16 protein-coding genes are annotated in these 17,141 nt (G+C 59.6%); 4 read left to right on the forward strand and 12 right to left on the reverse strand.

Going from position 1 to position 17,141, the window contains the following annotated elements:
• Positions 1 to 34 precede the first annotated feature (34 nt).
• Together U367_RS0120265 and U367_RS0120270 are read right to left on the reverse strand one after the other, a co-directional pair.
• On the reverse strand, positions 35 to 1,393 hold the full coding sequence (locus U367_RS0120265) for a glutamine synthetase family protein (protein ID WP_028618371.1): 1,359 nt from the start codon (positions 1,391 to 1,393) through the stop codon (positions 35 to 37).
• A gap of 79 nt (positions 1,394 to 1,472) precedes the next feature.
• Positions 1,473 to 1,712 carry a hypothetical protein gene (locus U367_RS0120270; protein WP_028618372.1) on the reverse strand — a complete coding sequence of 80 codons (240 nt, stop codon included), beginning with the start codon at positions 1,710 to 1,712 and terminating at the stop codon, positions 1,473 to 1,475.
• A 278-nt stretch (positions 1,713 to 1,990) separates the two neighbouring features.
• Between U367_RS0120270 and U367_RS0120275 the strand changes: the two genes are divergently transcribed.
• Entirely contained in the window at positions 1,991 to 3,367 is a 1,377-nt protein-coding gene (locus U367_RS0120275; RefSeq protein ID WP_003195252.1) for a glutamine synthetase family protein, read from the forward strand.
• 241 nt (positions 3,368 to 3,608) lie between these two features.
• Entirely contained in the window at positions 3,609 to 4,247 is a 639-nt protein-coding gene (locus tag U367_RS0120280) for a TetR/AcrR family transcriptional regulator (protein ID WP_028618373.1), read from the forward strand.
• A gap of 91 nt (positions 4,248 to 4,338) precedes the next feature.
• On the opposite strand, the gene U367_RS0120285 is transcribed toward U367_RS0120280, so the two are convergent.
• From U367_RS0120285 to U367_RS0120320, 8 genes are all read right to left on the reverse strand, one after another.
• Entirely contained in the window at positions 4,339 to 4,554 is a 216-nt protein-coding gene (locus U367_RS0120285; protein ID WP_003213899.1) for a TOBE domain-containing protein, read from the reverse strand.
• A 28-nt stretch (positions 4,555 to 4,582) separates the two neighbouring features.
• Positions 4,583 to 5,389: an aliphatic sulfonates ABC transporter ATP-binding protein gene (gene ssuB, locus U367_RS0120290; protein WP_016978995.1), complete on the reverse strand. Its 807-nt coding sequence runs from the start codon at positions 5,387 to 5,389 to the stop codon at positions 4,583 to 4,585.
• Positions 5,386 to 6,174 (reverse strand): aliphatic sulfonate ABC transporter permease SsuC, encoded by a 789-nt coding sequence (gene ssuC / locus U367_RS0120295; protein ID WP_028618374.1) that lies wholly within the window; start codon positions 6,172 to 6,174, stop codon positions 5,386 to 5,388. Before ssuC ends, ssuB begins: the two co-directional genes overlap by 4 nt.
• An 8-nt stretch (positions 6,175 to 6,182) precedes the next feature.
• Complete coding sequence (gene ssuD, locus U367_RS0120300) at positions 6,183 to 7,331, reverse strand: FMNH2-dependent alkanesulfonate monooxygenase (RefSeq protein ID WP_028618375.1); 1,149 nt, start codon at positions 7,329 to 7,331, stop codon at positions 6,183 to 6,185.
• Between the two features lie 25 nt (positions 7,332 to 7,356).
• Positions 7,357 to 8,325 (reverse strand): sulfonate ABC transporter substrate-binding protein, encoded by a 969-nt coding sequence (locus U367_RS0120305; RefSeq protein WP_028618376.1) that lies wholly within the window; start codon positions 8,323 to 8,325, stop codon positions 7,357 to 7,359.
• Positions 8,326 to 8,420: 95 nt separating this feature from the next.
• A complete protein-coding gene (ssuE, locus tag U367_RS0120310) occupies positions 8,421 to 9,014 on the reverse strand; it encodes an NADPH-dependent FMN reductase (protein WP_015886424.1) in 594 nt (197 codons plus the stop codon).
• A gap of 292 nt (positions 9,015 to 9,306) precedes the next feature.
• Positions 9,307 to 9,945: a peroxiredoxin gene (locus tag U367_RS0120315; protein ID WP_016978988.1), complete on the reverse strand. Its 639-nt coding sequence runs from the start codon at positions 9,943 to 9,945 to the stop codon at positions 9,307 to 9,309.
• A gap of 272 nt (positions 9,946 to 10,217) precedes the next feature.
• A complete protein-coding gene (locus U367_RS0120320; protein WP_028618377.1) occupies positions 10,218 to 11,591 on the reverse strand; it encodes an OprD family porin in 1,374 nt (457 codons plus the stop codon).
• Positions 11,592 to 11,961: 370 nt separating this feature from the next.
• On the opposite strand from U367_RS0120320, the gene tauA reads away from it, so the two are divergent.
• A complete protein-coding gene (gene tauA, locus U367_RS0120325) occupies positions 11,962 to 12,948 on the forward strand; it encodes a taurine ABC transporter substrate-binding protein (RefSeq protein WP_028618378.1) in 987 nt (328 codons plus the stop codon).
• Positions 12,949 to 13,026: 78 nt separating this feature from the next.
• Here tauA and argA read toward each other — a convergent pair whose 3' ends face one another.
• Together argA and argE are read right to left on the reverse strand one after the other, a co-directional pair.
• Positions 13,027 to 14,328 (reverse strand): amino-acid N-acetyltransferase, encoded by a 1,302-nt coding sequence (gene argA, locus U367_RS0120330; RefSeq protein WP_028618379.1) that lies wholly within the window; start codon positions 14,326 to 14,328, stop codon positions 13,027 to 13,029.
• Between the two features lie 136 nt (positions 14,329 to 14,464).
• On the reverse strand, positions 14,465 to 15,613 hold the full coding sequence (gene argE, locus U367_RS0120335; protein ID WP_028618380.1) for an acetylornithine deacetylase: 1,149 nt from the start codon (positions 15,611 to 15,613) through the stop codon (positions 14,465 to 14,467).
• 158 nt (positions 15,614 to 15,771) lie between these two features.
• On the opposite strand from argE, the gene U367_RS0120340 reads away from it, so the two are divergent.
• Entirely contained in the window at positions 15,772 to 17,139 is a 1,368-nt protein-coding gene (locus U367_RS0120340) for a CYTH domain-containing protein (RefSeq protein WP_028618381.1), read from the forward strand.
• Positions 17,140 to 17,141 lie beyond the last annotated feature (2 nt).

Below are 17,141 nucleotides of genomic sequence, written 5' to 3' on the forward strand. Positions count from 1 at the left end.
AAGGGCGCGCCGTTTAAAGGGCGCGCCCGGCGCATCAGACGGCGAAGAGCAGGAATTCCCGCTCCCACGAACTGATCACGCGCTTGAAGTTTTCATGCTCGGCCCGCTTGACCGCGACGTAGCCTGTGATGAATTTTTGACCCAGGTATTTTTCGATGGTCTTGCTGTTTTCCATGCGTTCCAGGGCGTCTTCGATGGTCAACGGCAGGCGCAGGTTGCGTCGCTCGTAACCACGACCCACCACTGGCGCGCTCGGGTTATGGCCTTCGACCATGCCGATGTAGCCGCACAACAAGCTGGCGGCAATCGCCAGGTACGGGTTGGCATCGGCGCCCGGCAGACGGTTTTCCACACGACGGTTCTGCGGGCCGGCATCCGGTACGCGCAAGCCGACGGTGCGGTTTTCTTCGCCCCACTCCACGTTCACCGGCGCCGAGGTGTCGGGCAGGAAGCGGCGGAACGAGTTCACGTTGGGGGCAAACAGCGGCAGCAATTCAGGGATGAATTTCTGCAGGCCGCCAATGTGGTTGAGGAACAGCTGGCTCATGGTCCCGTCTTCATTGGAGAAGACGTTCTTGCCGGTGGCGATGTCGATGATGCTCTGGTGCAGGTGCATCGCGCTGCCGGGCTCACCGGTCATGGGCTTGGCCATGAAGGTGGCGGCCACGTTGTGCTTGAGCGCGGCTTCACGCATGGTGCGCTTGAACACCAGGATCTGGTCGGCCAGGGACAGCGCATCGCCGTGACGGAAGTTGATTTCCATCTGCGCGGTGCCGTCTTCGTGGATCAGGGTGTCAAGGTCCAGCTCCTGCAATTCGCACCAGTCGTAGACGTCTTCGAACAACGGGTCGAATTCGTTGGCCGCTTCTATAGAGAAAGACTGGCGACCGGTCTCCGGGCGACCGGAACGACCAATCGGCGGTTGCAGCGGGAAGTCCGGGTCTTCGCAGCGCTTGGTCAGGTAGAACTCCATCTCCGGCGCCACGATGGGCTGCCAGCCCCTGTCGGCGTAGAGCTTGAGGACTTTCTTGAGTACGTTGCGCGGCGACAGCTCGATCGGGTTGCCTTGCTTGTCGTAGGTGTCGTGGATCACCTGGGCGGTGGGCTCGATGGCCCAGGGCACCAGGTACACAGCGTTCTGGTCAGGGCGGCAGATCATGTCGATGTCGGCCGGGTCGAGCAATTCGTAATAGATGTCGTCTTCGACATAGTCGCCGGTCACGGTCTGCAACAGCACGCTCTCGGGCAGGCGCATGCCTTTTTCGGCGATGAACTTGTTGGTCGGCGAGATCTTGCCCCGGGTGATACCGGTGAGGTCGCCAATCATGCATTCGACTTCTGTGATCTTGTGGTCTTTCAACCAATCGGTGAGCTGGTCGAGGTTGTTACTCATAAATGCCTCTGGGCTGGGTTTCCTGGCATCCATTAAAGGCCAGGCGTTGGTTGACGCAGCATCCGCGTCGTTTTTTCATTCAGGGTAGGAGCTTACCTGCCATTTGCTGCTGCGTTGCATTCCTCACGCCAAAGTTGTGCGTAATCTTGAGCAGCATGCGGGGCGCATGCCGTTCGGTGGCAAATGAGGAGGCAAAAAAGAGGCTGGCCCGGGCGTCAAGAATATTGGCCGGTGCGCGGGCATTCACGCGGGAGGAATGGACGGATGACACAGCCTGGCTGAAGCAGGCCAAGACGCCGTTGGGCGGCAGGTGAAACATGAAGCACCCCGGTATTATTGCTGTTATGGGTTTGAATCGAGCTTAGCCTTGTTCATTTTTTTACACAACACCCCCGTAAAAAATACAACACGGGGCGCTCAAGCCTGCTAGTCCCAAGACCTTCAAACCCAAAAAACCGCCCCAAAAAGCCCCAAAAAAGCCATCGCAGCGCTTTTTTAGGGCAAAAAAGGCCTCGCTTGACTTCGGCATGCCGTTCGGGTTGACTGAAACCAGAAAAGATCAATGATTGATATTTTTAACAACAAAGGTGTTGCATCATGTCGGTACCCCCGCGTGCCGTTCAGCTTAACGAAGCGAACGCGTTCCTTAAGGATCATCCTGAGGTTCTGTACGTAGACCTTCTAATTGCGGATATGAATGGTGTGGTGCGCGGCAAGCGCATCGAACGCACCAGCCTCCACAAGGTTTACGAGAAGGGCATTAACCTGCCTGCCTCTTTATTTGCCCTGGATATCAACGGCTCTACGGTGGAAAGCACCGGTCTGGGCCTGGACATCGGTGATGCTGACCGAATCTGTTATCCAATCCCCGATACCCTGTGCAATGAACCTTGGCAAAAGCGCCCTACCGCGCAATTGCTGATGACCATGCACGAACTTGAAGGTGAACCTTTCTTCGCCGATCCGCGCGAAGTGCTCCGCCAAGTTGTAACCAAATTCGACGACCTCGGTCTGACCATCTGCGCTGCCTTCGAACTTGAGTTCTACCTGATCGACCAGGAGAACGTGAACGGCCGCCCACAACCGCCCCGCTCGCCGATCTCCGGCAAACGCCCGCACTCGACACAGGTCTACCTGATCGACGACCTCGACGAATACGTCGACTGCCTCCAGGACATTCTGGAAGGTGCCAAAGAGCAAGGCATCCCGGCGGACGCCATCGTCAAGGAAAGTGCTCCGGCGCAGTTCGAAGTGAACCTGCACCATGTGGCCGACCCGATCAAGGCCTGCGACTACGCGGTACTGCTCAAGCGCCTGATCAAGAACATCGCCTACGACCATGAAATGGACACCACCTTCATGGCCAAGCCTTACCCAGGCCAGGCAGGCAACGGTTTGCACGTACACATCTCCATTCTGGACAAGGACGGCAAGAACATCTTTGCCAGCGAGGATCCCGAGCAGAACGCCGCATTGCGTCACGCGATCGGCGGTGTGCTCGAGACCCTGCCCGCCCAAATGGCGTTCCTGTGCCCCAACGTCAACTCCTACCGTCGTTTCGGCGCACAGTTCTACGTGCCGAACTCGCCGTGCTGGGGCCTGGATAACCGCACCGTGGCGATCCGCGTACCGACTGGCTCGTCCGATGCCGTACGTATCGAACACCGTGTTGCCGGTGCCGACGCCAACCCTTACCTGCTGATGGCTTCGGTCCTGGCAGGCGTGCACCACGGCCTGACCAACAAGATCGAGCCTAATGCACCGGTGGAAGGCAACAGCTACGAGCAAAACGAGCAAAGCCTGCCGAACAACCTGCGCGATGCATTGCGCGAGTTGGACGACAGCGAGGTGATGGCCAAGTACATCGATCCTAAATACATCGATATCTTCGTCGCCTGTAAGGAAAGTGAGCTGGAAGAGTTCGAACACTCCATCTCCGACCTTGAGTACAACTGGTACTTGCATACCGTGTAAGCGGTTGCTGCCGTAACTGCGGTGAGTAGGCTTGCTGTGGTGAGCGGGCTTGCTCCGCGCTGGGTGTCGAAGCCGCCCTAAAACCAGACGCCGCATTCTGCCTGACAGAATGCGGCGTTTTTATTGGGGCCGCTTCGCAGCCCAGCGCGGGGCAAGCCCGCTCACCACAAAAGCCTCCGCGCTAGGTATGGATCATCCTCAGGCTCTGCGTACAATGCCCCCTGCCTTGTAGGAGACCTCCATGACCACCCGCCCCGCCGCCCCTCGCAAACCCCGCGCCCGCAGCCAGGCCCGGATCGACGCGATCCTCGACGCCGCCCGCACCTTGCTGGCGGCCGAAGGCGTGGCGGGTTTGTCGATCTACAGCGTGGCCGAGCGTGCGCAGATTCCACCGTCGTCGGTGTATCACTTCTTCGCCAGCGTACCGGCCTTGCTGGAGGCACTCACGGCAGACGTCCACGCGGCCTTCCGGGCTGCGATCCAGGCGCCCATCGAGCACGATTCACTCAAGCACTGGCGCGACCTGTCCTGCATCGTCGAGCAACGCATGCTCGCCATCTACGACCAGGATGCCGCCGCACGCCAGTTGATCCTGGCCCAACATGGGCTTACTGAAGTGACCCAGGCGGATCGCCAGCATGATCTGGAGTTGGGAAACCTGATGCTGGAAGTGTTCAATCGCCACTTCGAAGTGCCGACACTGCCCAGCGATGTGGACGTGTTTGCCTTGGCGTTGGAACTGAGCGACCGCGTGTATGCGCGCTCGGTGCATCAGCATGGGCTGATCACGCCGCGCATGGCGGATGAAGGGATGCGGGTGTTTGATGCGTATGTGGGGCTTTACCTGCCGCCGTATCTGCCCAAGCGCAAAAACCTGTAGGAGCCGGCTTGCCGGCGATAGCGCTCCCGACATCACCGCAAGGCGTGAGGGCCTATCGCCGGCAAGCCAGCTCCTACAGTGGCTTGTGCAATCACAACTTGGCGATCGACACCTCGGTGGATTTAACGAAGGCAATCACTTCACTGCCAATCACCAGTTCCAGCTCTTTGACCGAGCGGGTGGTGATCACGGACGTCACGATGCCGGACGCGGTCTGCACGTCGATTTCCGACAGCACGTCGCCTTCGACGATTTCCTTGATGGTGCCTTTGAACTGGTTACGCACGTTGATCGCTTTAATAGTCATGTCGTTCTCTCTTCGTAGGACAAGTGAGTTATTGAGCCCAGCGCAATTGCGTAGGCAGCGGTGAAACAGGTTCGGGTTCCGGCGGCGACCCCGGCAGGGACAACACACGGTTGAGCACTTCAGCTTCCAGTGCGGCCAGGCGATGTGAGCCGCGGGCCCGTGGGCGTGGCAGGTCGACGATCAGGTCCAAGCCGATTTCACCGTCCTCGATCAGGATCACCCGGTCGGCAATCGCCACGGCTTCGCTGACGTCGTGGGTCACCAGCAACACGGTGAACCCGTGCTTCTGCCACAGGTTTTCGATCAGTTGCTGCATCTCGATACGGGTCAAGGCATCCAGCGCACCCAACGGCTCATCCAGCAGCAACAAGCGCGGCTGGTGGATCAGCGCACGGGCCAGGGCCACGCGTTGCTTCTGCCCGCCGGACAGCGCCGCCGGCCATTCATTGGCGCGCTCAGCCAGGCCGACCGCTTCCAGGGCTTCCAACGCTTTGGGGCGCCAGTTGCCTTTAAGGCCCAGGCCGACGTTGTCGATGATCTTTTTCCACGGCAACAGGCGCGCTTCCTGGAACATCAACCGCGTGTCTTCAATGGCTTCGCTCAGCGGTGCGGAACCGGCCAGCAGCTCGCCGCCGCTTGCCTTGTCCAGGCCGGCCAGCAGGCGCAGCAAAGTACTTTTGCCGCAACCGCTGCGCCCGACCACCGCAACGAATTGACCGGCGGGGATGTGCAGGTCGATGTCCTTGAGCACTTCGCGCGCGCCAAAGGCCTTGCGCAACTTGCGTACCGCCAGGGGAATGCCCTTGAGCAGGCGCGGGGGTTGTTGAGCTGTCATGCCGCACCTCCTTTATTCACTTGATACGCCGGGTGCCAGCGCAGCCACACACGTTCCAGGCCGCGAGCCGCCAGGTCCGCGAGCTTGCCGAGGATCGCGTACATGACGATGGCCAGTACCACCACATCGGTTTGCAGGAATTCGCGGGCGTTCATCGCCAGGTAGCCAATACCGGAGCTGGCGGAGATGGTTTCTGCCACGATCAGCGTCAGCCACATGAAACCCAGGGCAAAGCGCACGCCCACCAAAATCGATGGCAGTGCGCCCGGCAGGATCACCTGCCGGAACAGGCTGAACCCGGACAAGCCGTAGCTGCGCGACATTTCCACCAGCGCCGGGTCGACGTTGCGAATGCCGTGGTAGGTGTTGAGGTAAATCGGAAACAGCGTGCCGAGGGCGACCAGGAAAATCTTCGCGGTCTCATCAATGCCGAACCACAGGATCACCAGCGGAATCAGCGCCAAATGTGGCACGTTGCGGATCATCTGCACCGAGCTGTCCAGCAGGCGTTCGCCCCATTTCGACAGGCCGGTGATAAAGCCCAGGGCCAGGCCGATGCTGCCACCAATCACGAAGCCCAAACCCGCACGCCAGCCACTGATGGCTAGGTGAGTCCAGATTTCGCCACTGGCGACCAAGTGCACACCGGCTGCGATTACGGCACTCGGCGCTGGCAGAATGCGCGTCGACAACCAACCCGCCGAGACCGACAACTGCCACACCGCGAGTAACAAAATCGGGAGTACCCAGGGCGCTATCCGATGGCTCAATTTTTCATAGTTCATGGGCTGCCTCAGCTCGCCGACGCAGCTTTGGGAAGGATGTCGTTGGCGACCATTTCGCCGAACGGGCTGACGTAGCCGGCACTTTTCGGCAACTCGGGACGTTCGATATCCAGGTGGGGGAACAGCAGTTCCGCGACGCGATATGACTCTTCGAGGTGTGGATAACCGGAGAAGATAAAAGTGTCGATGCCCAGCGCGGCGTATTCCTTCACGCGTTCCGCCACGGTGGGGCCATCGCCCACCAGCGCGGTGCCTGCGCCGCCACGCACCAGGCCGACGCCGGCCCACAGATTGGGGCTGACTTCGAGGTTGTCGCGGTTGCCACCATGCAGCGCCGCCATACGTTGCTGGCCGACGGAATCGAACCGCGCCAGGGAAGCCTGGGCACGGGCGATGGTGTCATCGTCCAGGTGGGAGATCAGTTTGTCGGCGGCTTTCCACGCTTCGTCGTTGGTTTCACGCACGATCACATGCAAACGAATGCCGAAACGCACGGTGCGCCCAAGCTTCGCGGCCTTGGCGCGAACCTGTTCGATTTTTTCCGCAACCGCTGCCGGTGGCTCACCCCACGTCAGCACCATCTCCACCTGCTCGGCCGCCAGGTCCTGGGCCGCCTCGGAGGAACCGCCGAAGTACAGGGGCGGACGCGGTTGCTGGATCGGCGGATACAGCAGCTTGGCGCCTTTGACGCTGATGTGTTCGCCGTCGTAGTCCACGGTTTCGCCTTCCAGCACACGGCGCCAGATGCGGGTAAATTCCACCGAGGCTTGGTAACGCTCTTCATGACTGAGGAACAAGCCGTCACCGGCCAATTCTTCCGGGTCACCGCCAGTGACCAGGTTGAACAAGGCACGCCCGCCGGACAGACGATCCAGGGTCGCAGCCTGACGCGCCGCCACCGTCGGCGAAATGATCCCGGGGCGCAGGGCGACCAGGAATTTCAGACGCTGGGTCACCGGGATCAGCGAGGCGGCCACCAGCCACGAGTCTTCGCAGGAGCGACCGGTAGGGATCAGCACCCCGCCGAAACCCAGACGGTCAGCGGCCTGGGCCACTTGCTGCAGGTATCCGTGGTCAACGGCGCGAGCGCCTTCGGCGGTGCCAAGGTAATGGCCGTCGCCGTGGGTAGGCAGGAACCAGAAAATATTGAGGCTCATGGAGTTGTCTCCTGAAGAAGTCGGATTACGGCGCTTTGGCAACGGCGGCGGGGGGTGTCCAGATCACGTCCTTGATGTTCAAGGGCTTGGGGATCAATTTGAGCTGGTAGAAGCTGTCGGCGATTTTCTGCTGGGCGGCGACCACTTCCGGGGTCAGGAACAGCGCGCCGTAGCCTTGGCGTTTCACCGAGGTCAGGGTGATGTCAGCCGGCAGGCCGAGCAGCGGGGCAACTTGCTCAGTCACTTCCTGCGGGTTGGCCTTGGACCACTCGCCCACGGCGCGCACTTCTTCGATCAGCGCCTTGACCACTTCAGGGTGTTTTTCAGCGTAAGGCTTGGTCGCGAGATAAAACTGGTGGTTGTCGGCAATGCCAGTACCGTCACGCAGGGTGCGGGCTTGCAGTTGTTTCTCGGCGGCGGCCTGGTACGGGTCCCAGATGACCCAGGCGTCCACGCTGCCACGCTCGAAGGCGGCACGCGCATCGGCGGGCGGCAGGAACACAGTCTGCACGTCGGTGTATTTCAGGCCGGCGTCTTCCAGGGCACGCACCAGCAGGTAATGCACGTTGGAGCCTTTGTTCAGGACGATTTTCTTGCCCTTGAGCTCGGACACGGATTTGATCGGCGAATCTTTCGGCACCAGGATCGCTTCGCTGGTCGGCGCGGGTGGCTCGTAGGCCACGTAGAGCAAATCGGCGCCAGCGGCCTGAGCGAAGACCGGTGGGGTTTCGCCAGTCACGCCGAAGTCGATGGAGCCGACGTTCAGGCCTTCCAGCAATTGCGGGCCGCCAGGAAACTCGGTCCACTGCACGTTCACGCCTTGGGCAGCCAGGCGTTTCTCCAAGGTGCCCTTGGCTTTGAGCAGCACCAGCGTGCCGTACTTCTGATAACCGATCCGCAGGGTCTCGGCGGCTTGAGCTTGAACAATGACGCCGAAGGACACAGCCGCAGCAAACAGTGCGACCAGACCACGACGCAAGATGACAGTGCGCATGGCGCTCTCTCCAAATAGTGCGTTCAGGGGGTTGGCTGCACCTGCTTGGCCGTTGGCGGCTGAGTAAGGTGAGTTTTTTTACATTTCGGTGTGGCTTAAATGCTCCAGCGAGCACTCAACAAACGTTCATTCAACACATGAGGGTCCAGCGGTTTCGGGCGACGGGCCATGGCGCCATACAGCGTTTCCAGGGCCTCGTGCAAACGGTGTTCAAGTACCGGCACCAGTTGCGCCTGGGCGCTGCCTTCGCCGTACGCGATCTGGCTGTCTTCGGCGAAGATGCCGTGGAGCAACTCCTGGGCCTTCAGCGCCGACAGCACCGGCTTCAGGGCGTAGTCCACCGCCAGCATGTGGGCGATGCTGCCACCGGTCGCCATCGGCAATACGATCTTGTGGGCCAGTGCGCGTTCGGGCAGCAGGTCCAGCACGGTTTTCAGCGCTCCGGAAAACGAAGCCTTGTAGACCGGCGTAGCGATCACCAGGCCATCAGCGTTAGCCACTTGTTGCAGCAGGTCGATGACCTTGGGGCTGTCGAAGCGCGCATGCAGCAAGTCTTCAGCCGGGAAGTCCCGTATCTGGTAACTCACCACTTCTACGCCTTTGTCTTGCAACCACTGACGGGTTTTATCCAGCAACACCCCGGAGCGGGAACGCTGGCTGGGACTGCCTCCAAGTGTTACGACCAACATGCAGGAATTCCTTGAGCAGGTGTCGGCGGTTCGCTGTGTGGCGATGGCGCCAAGATGGAACAGACATTATCAGCAGATTCATATATCTTTAAATCTTATTTTTTCATGTGTTTATTCCTTAAATGCATATAAAAATTATCAAATCCCAGGCGAAAAAAAAGGCCGTTAAAACGGCCTGAAAACCCCTGCTATGTGATTCTTCAGAACGATCGCCATCGCCGGCAAGCCGGCTCCTACAACTGGAATGTGATCACCTGTAGGAGCCGACTTGCCGGCGGTAGCGACATCAGCATCAACGGTTGGGCTGAGGGGTGAGCCGCAGGTAAGGCTTCACCGCCCGGTAACCCTTCGGAAAGCGTTTCTTGATTTCCTCCTCGTCCTTGAGCGACGGCACGATCACCACTTCATCACCGTCCTGCCAGTTGGCGGGCGTGGCGACCTTGTGGTTGTCGGTAAGCTGCAACGAGTCGATGACCCGCAGGATTTCGTGGAAATTGCGCCCGGTGCTGGCCGGGTAGGTGATGGTCAGGCGGATCTTCTTGTTCGGGTCGATCACGAACAAGGAGCGCACGGTGAGCGTGTCACTGGCGTTGGGGTGAATCAGGTCGTAGAGGTCGGACACCTTGCGATCGGCGTCGGCCAGGATCGGGAAGTTGACGATAGTGTTCTGGGTTTCGTTGATGTCTTCGATCCACTTGTGGTGCGAGTCCACCGGGTCGACCGACAGCGCGATGGCCTTGACGCCGCGCTGGGCGAATTCGTCCTTGAGCTTGGCAGTGAAGCCCAGCTCAGTGGTGCACACCGGGGTGAAGTCCGCCGGGTGGGAAAACAGCACACCCCAGCTATCGCCCAGCCATTCGTGGAAACGAATTTTGCCGGCGCTGGAATCCTGTTCGAAGTCGGGGGCGATATCGCCCAGTCTTAGGCTCATGGTGTGGCTCCTGGTGAGTGCTTATGGAGCCCACTGTGCATGGATTGTGGATTATTTAAAAAGAATAAATATCGATTTATCTAGACGATAAAGGAATATTAAAAATCTGTTCATTGGACGTATTCGAAAGCGAGGAGCACCATCGTTTCCAAGGTTCGAGAAGGCCTTGAGACGCTGTACACAGAGGGGTTCAGGAAGGGCTTGCGGGGGTTTAGCCCGACTTGAAAGCAAGACACCTTGCCCGGTGTTGCACCGGGCAAGGTTTTACGCAGTTACTTGAACGCGTAGGTGTAGCTTACGATGACGCGGTTTTCGTCTTGATCGCGCGCGGCAGCAACATCGTTGCGCCACATAGCGTTTTTCCAGGCAACACCGACGTTTTTGAACAGACCTTCTGGCACAACGTAGGCAACAGTAATGTCACGCTCCCACTCGGACTGGCCGGTGAACTCAGCGCGGCTACCGTTGACGGTGTCGATGTCAGTGCCTTTGAGGTACACAACACCAGCGGTCAGGCCAGGAACGCCAACCTTGGCGAAGTCGTAGGAGTAGCGAGCTTGCCAGGTACGTTCGCCAGCACGGGCGAACTTGGCGATCTGCATGTCAGTGGTCAGGTAAGCGGACGAACCGTCGCCTTGGTTCAACCAAGGGAAGTCACTGCTACCGTTGCTGACTTGATAACCACCACCGAAGGTGTGACCGGCAACGGTATACAGGAACAGACCGCTGTACAGGTTGTTATCAACCTTGCCGCGACCGGAGTTGACACCGCTGTAGTTGCCCGACGAGAAGTAGGCGGATTCGTGACCGTTCTTACCGTCGTCGGAGCTGTTGAAGTAACGCAGGTCAGACTTCAGCACGCCCGGGCCGATTGCCCAGTTGTGAGTCAGGCCGAGGAAGTGTTGCTTGTAGAAATCTTCCAGGTTGCCATAGTAGTACTGTGCGGTCAGATCCTTGGTGATCTTGTAGTCACCACCGGCATAGTAGAACTTGTTGCTGTCACGCCAGGCGGCGCCACGGGAGTTGGCACCCGAGATCGACAGATTGTCGACGTTGCTGGAGTTACGACCTTTGGCTTTTTCGATCTGACCCGCAACCAGCGTCAGGTCTTTGTTGAGATCGTTGGTAGTGATCTGGCCACCTTGGAAGGTCTGCGGCAGCAGACGACCATCGTTGGTCACGATAACCGGCAGTTTAGGCTGCAGAGTACCCAGCTTCAGTTCGGTCTGGGAGATCTTGGCTTTGGCAGTCAGGCCCAGGCTCGAATAGTTATCAACGGCTTCGCCATTGGACTTGCTCGGGAACACAGTGCCGCCGTACGAGGAAGCAGTGGCGCCGTTGGTGCCGCCGCCGGAATCCAGGCGAACACCCAGCAGGCCGATTGCGTCAAGGCCGAAACCTACGGTGCCTTGGGTGTAACCGGAGATGAAGCGCAGGTCGAAGCCTTGGCCCCACTCTTCTTGCTTGCTCTGAACACCGGCGCGCTTGTTGGCAGCAGTGCCAGCAGCGGAGTCACGGTTGTCAGTGTTGATGTAAAAGTTACGCAGACCCAGTGTTACTTTGCTGTCTTCGATGAAACCGGCAGCGCCTGCTTGCTGAGCGATTGCGCCCAGGGCTACAGCCAGTGCCAAGGTGGACTTCTTCATGTACCGCTCCTCTCATTTCTAATTTTTGTATTTCTTTGGTCTCGGGTCTGACGCCCTCGATCCACAGATGCGCGATTAGCGCCAGATAGTGACTACCAAGTCAATCGTAACCTTGTGTGTCTACTACCTTCGTCTAATCGCAGTTGATTTGGTCCCTGCAGGGTAATGAGTTTTTCATACACCCAAAAAGAATTGTTTCATTCTTTTTCATACGATTCGGGAATAAGCCTTTCCATGATGCGGACAAGTCTGGGTAGACAAACCGCTCCATAAGCTAATTCCTAAAGGGTATTTGTTAGCGCTTTTTTAGATCGATTAGTGTGGCCGTACTGTTGCATACGTCACCCACGATCAAAAAGGCGACGCCATCATGGCCAAACGCACATCCTCCCGTCAATTTGTTACAGTTTTTGTGTCACTAATACTTTCTTTTGGTGTCAAAGCCGCCGATTTAACCATCGGCTACCAAACCGGCATTGACCCCAGCAAAGTCCCACAGGCCGACGGCCTCTATGAGAAGGCCATCGGTGAAAAAATCGCCTGGCGCCGGTTCAACAGTGGGCCGGAAGTCGTAACCGCTATTGCCTCAGGCGATGTGCAGATTGGCAATCTCGGTTCCAGCCCCCTCGCGGCAGCGGCTTCTCGCAATCTACCCATCGTCGCGTTCATCGTATCGGCCCAGATCAATACTTCTGAAGCATTGGTGGTGCGTAACGGCAGCCACATTGACGCACCCAAGGATCTGATCGGCAAAACCATCGCCACGCCATTTGTCTCAACCTCGCATTACAGCCTGCTCGGCGCGCTGAAGCACTGGGGTCTGGACACCAGGCAAGTCAAGGTGGTGAACCTGCAACCGGCAGAAATTGCCGCCGCGTGGAAACGCGGCGATATCGACGGCGCATTCGTGTGGTCGCCGGCTCTGGGCGAAATCCGCAAGACCGGCAAGACCCTGACAGACGCGGCCCAGGTGGGTCAGTGGGGCGCACCGACCTTTGAAGTATGGGTGGCGCGTAAGGATTTCGCGGAAAAACATCCTGACGTAGTGGCCAAGTTTGCCAAGGTCACCCTGGATTCGTTTGCCGAGTATGCGACCCATAAGGACGGTTGGACGGTGAACTCCGAGCCGGTGCAGAAAATCGCGAAACTGACAGGTTCAAATGCTGCCGACATTCCGGAGCTGTTAGCCGGTACCACGTTCCCGGATGCGCAGGCACAGCAAACTGACGCGCTGCTTAAAGGCGGCACGGCGAAGGCGATTGGGGAGACGGCGAAGTTCTTGAAGGAACAAGGAAAGGTTGAGGCAGTGTTGCCAGACTATTCAGCGTACGTGACCGACAAATTCGTCAAGCCCTGACCCTGTAGGAGCCGGCTTGCCGGCGATGGCTCCCTTGAAAACGCCATCGCCGGCAAGCCGACTCCTACAGAATGGGGATTACAGGGCCTTCTCGAAAATCTTCGAATTACGCTGATAGTTGTACAGCGATGCCCGCGCCGACGGCAGACGGTCCACGCTACTCGGCACAAACCCCCGCTCACGGAACCAGTGGGCGGTGCGGGTGGTGAGCACAAACAAAGTCTTCAACCCCTGCGCACGAGCGCGGGCCTGGATGCGTTCCAACAACACATCGCCGCGCGCGCCATGACGGTATTCCGGATTCACCGCCAGGCACGCCAGCTCACCTGCGTCCGAATCTGCGATCTGGTACAGCGCCGCACAGGCGATGATCATGCCTTCGCGCTCCACCACACTGAACTGTTCGATCTCACGCTCCAGCACTTCCCGCGAACGGCGCACCAGGATGCCCTGCTCTTCCAACGGGCTGATCAGGTCGAGCAAGCCGCCCACGTCTTCAATCGCCGCTTCACGCACCTGCTCAAATTGTTCCTGGGCCACCAGCGTACCGCCGCCGTCCCGGGTGAACAGTTCGGTAAGCAAGGCACCGTCTTCGGCGTAGCTGACAATATGACTGCGCCCTACCCCACCCCGGCACGCTTCGGCAGCCGCATCGAGCAATTCAGCCTGATAGTTGCTGTTGCCCAAGCGCTGCAGGTGAGCCGGCACTTGTTGCGGGCGCAGTTCGCGCACCAGGCGACCGTTTTCATCGAGCAGGCCCATGTCGGCGCCGAACAGCAGCAGCTTGTCGGCATCCAGGTCGATGGCGGCGCGGGTGGCGACGTCTTCGCAGGCCAGGTTGAAGATTTCACCGGTCGGCGAGTAGCCCAACGGCGACAGCAGCACGATGGAGCGCTCGTCCAGCAGGCGGTTGATGCCCTTGCGGTCGACACGGCGCACTTCGCCGGTGTGGTGGTAGTCCACGCCGTCCAATACGCCGATGGGGCGTGCGGTCACGAAATTACCGCTGGTTACACGCAAGCGCGAGCCCTGCATCGGCGACGAGGCCATGTCCATCGACAGGCGCGCTTCAATGGCGATGCGCAGGTGGCCGACCGCGTCGATCACGCACTCCAGCGTCGCCGCGTCAGTGATGCGCATGCCTTCGTGATAAGTCGGGATCAGGCCACGCGCCTCAAGGCGCACTTCGATCTGTGGCCGCGAACCGTGGACCAACACCAAGCGCACGCCCAGGCTGTGCAGCAGCACCAGGTCGTGGACGATATTGCCGAAGTTGGGGTGTTCCACACCATCGCCGGGCAGCATGACCACAAAGGTGCAGTCGCGGTGGGCGTTGATGTAAGGGGACGCGTGACGAAGCCAATTAACGTAGTCGGGCATAACACCTGGGCCTGTAATAAAAAGCAGCCGAAAAAGGATGAATCGTGAAAGCGCACAGCGGGCTGATGGTTATCGTCGGAACAGGCTTGGCGACACGCTCACTCTCCTTTCTATGTACGAACAGGTTGGGGTTAATTTATGCAGGTTTCAGGCAGTAATGGTCGATCAGTTCCCGCAATAGACGCACTGTAGGCGTCAAGCGTGACATTTCGAGGTACTCGCCGGGTTGGTGAGCGCAGGCGATGTCGCCAGGGCCGAGCACCAGGGTTTCACACCCAAGGCGCTGAAGATAAGGCGCTTCGGTGCCGAACGCTACTGCTTCAGCACGATGGCCAGTCAATCGTTCCGCGACCCGCACCAGTTCGGCATCTTCGGGTTGCTCGAAAGGCGGCACTTCGGGGAACAGCGGCGAGTAATCGATCTTGACCTGATGGCGTTCAGCCAAGGGGACGAGCTTTTGCCGGATGGCGTCGCGCAGCACTTGCGGGTCCATGCCGGGCAGAGGGCGCAGGTCGAACTCCAGGGAACACTGACCGCAGATGCGGTTGGGGTTGTCGCCGCCGTGGATGCAGCCGAAGTTCAGGGTCGGTTGCGGCACGCTGAATTGCGGGTTGCGGTATTCGCGCTGCCAGGCCAAGCGCAAGCCGCGCAGTTCGCCAATGGCGTCGTGCATGGCTTCGAGGGCGCTGTGCCCAAGGCTGGGATCCGACGAATGGCCGCTTTGGCCAAGAATGTCGATGCGTTCCATCATTACGCCTTTGTGCAGGCGGATCGGCTTGAGCCCGGTTGGCTCGCCAATCACCGCGGCGCGGCCCAACGGGCGCCCTGCCTCTGCCAATGCGCGAGCGCCGGACATGGAGCTTTCTTCATCGCAGGTGGCGAGAATCAGCAGTGGCTGCTTGAACGGCTGATCCAACAACGGCAGCACCGCCTCGATGGCTAGGGCGAAAAAGCCTTTCATGTCGCAACTGCCCAGTCCTACCCAACGACCGTCGACTTCCGTCAGCTTGAGCGGATCGGTCTTCCACAACGCGGCGTCATAGGGAACGGTATCGCTATGGCCTGCCAACACCAGCCCGCCGGGGCCGCTGCCGTAACTGGCCAGGAGGTTGAACTTGCCGGGGCTGACTTGTTGAATGTCGATGGCGAAACCCAGGTCGCCCAGCCAACTGGCGAGCAAATCGATCACCGGGCGGTTGGTCTGGTCGAGAGACGCCTGGGTACAACTGACCGAAGGCGCGGCAATCAGCGCGGCGAACTGCTCTTTCATGGACGGTAATGGCATGCGCGGCCTCTCGACTTCCCGGATGAGCCCCACTATAGAGCCATCTGCACGACACAATAAACCGTTGCGGCACGTTGCCGGGCTCAGTCCTGTACACTGCACGACCTTGGCAGCCACTCTTTTCCCCGGCTGCGCTCCCGATCCTGGATGTACCGGCCATGCAAAAAGAAACTGAAATCAAGCTTCGCGTCAGCCGCGAGACCCTCGCCGCGCTGCGTGAGCACCCGCTGCTGAAAAAACGCAACAAAAGTGGCTGGGAACGCCGTGAGTTGATGAACCAGTATTTCGACACCCCCGAGCGCGACCTGGCCCAGGCCAAAGTCGCCCTGCGCCTGCGCAAGGACGGTGACGACATCATCCAGACTCTCAAGACACGTGGCCAGAGCGTCGCCGGCTTGTCGGAACGTAACGAATACAATTGGGACTTGCCCAAAGCCAAGCTCGACGTGAAAAAACTCGACGGCGAATGCTGGCCCGAGCAACTGGCCGAGCTGGACAAAAAGACCCTCAAGCCGATCTTCACCACCGACTTCGTGCGTGAACGCGCCGAAATCGCCTGGGGCCGTGGCAAGGCCAAGGTGGTCATCGAAGCTGCTCTGGACCTGGGCCACGTGGTGGTCGGCAAGCAGAAAGAAGAAATCTGCGAGCTGGAACTGGAACTGCGCGAAGGCGAACCGGCCGCCCTGCTGGAGTTGGCCGCCGAACTGGCCGCCACCCTGGCCCTGATGCCGTGCGATATCAGCAAGGCCGAGCGTGGCTACCGCCTGTACGACGCCAGCAGCTACTCCCTGAGCCTGCCGGCGCCGCAGATCCACGCTGAAATGCCGCTGGACGATGCCTTCGCCGCGATCATGTGGCACCTGCTGGGCAGCAGCCAACGCCTGGCCGAGCAATACCGCTTCAATGGCCACTGGCGCCTGCTGCAAGATTGGGTCGACAACCTCGGCGAACTGCGCGCCTTGGTCGGCAGCCTCGGCCAGGCAGCACCACGTCAATCCACCAGCGAGCTGCGCAGCGCATTGGATGCCCTGCTGGAAGACTGGCGCCCACTGGTGCAAGCCGGTGACGACGACGAAGACATCCGCAAAGCCGCGCCGGAACAGTTCGCCGAAGAACTGGAAGACGTGCGCTGGGGCCTGTTCTCACTAAACGCTTCACGCTGGCTGCTGGCCCGTACCTGGACCGCCGACCGCAACGTGCGTGGCAACCGCCAGGGCGCTGCACAAATCACCAACTGGCTGCCACGCCTGCTGGCCGAAGACGCCGTCGCCCTGCAACTGCCGCGCTACCAGCAACAGCCGGAAGACCTGGCCGAGCAACTGCCGCGCATCGAACGCATCCAGGCCTGGCTGCACCATGCGCGTCATGTGGTGGACATCCCGGAACTGGACCGTCTGTACGGCGAGCTCAACAAGTTGGCACAACTGGCTAACCAGCCGATTACCGATGAGTCGCTGGATGCGCGGATGCATCAGGCGATTGCGGTGTACCAGAACCGTGCGTGGAAGACGCTGCTGCGTCTGTAAAA

This window comes from Pseudomonas canadensis, from assembly GCF_000503215.1.
Lineage (GTDB): Bacteria > Pseudomonadota > Gammaproteobacteria > Pseudomonadales > Pseudomonadaceae > Aquipseudomonas > Aquipseudomonas canadensis.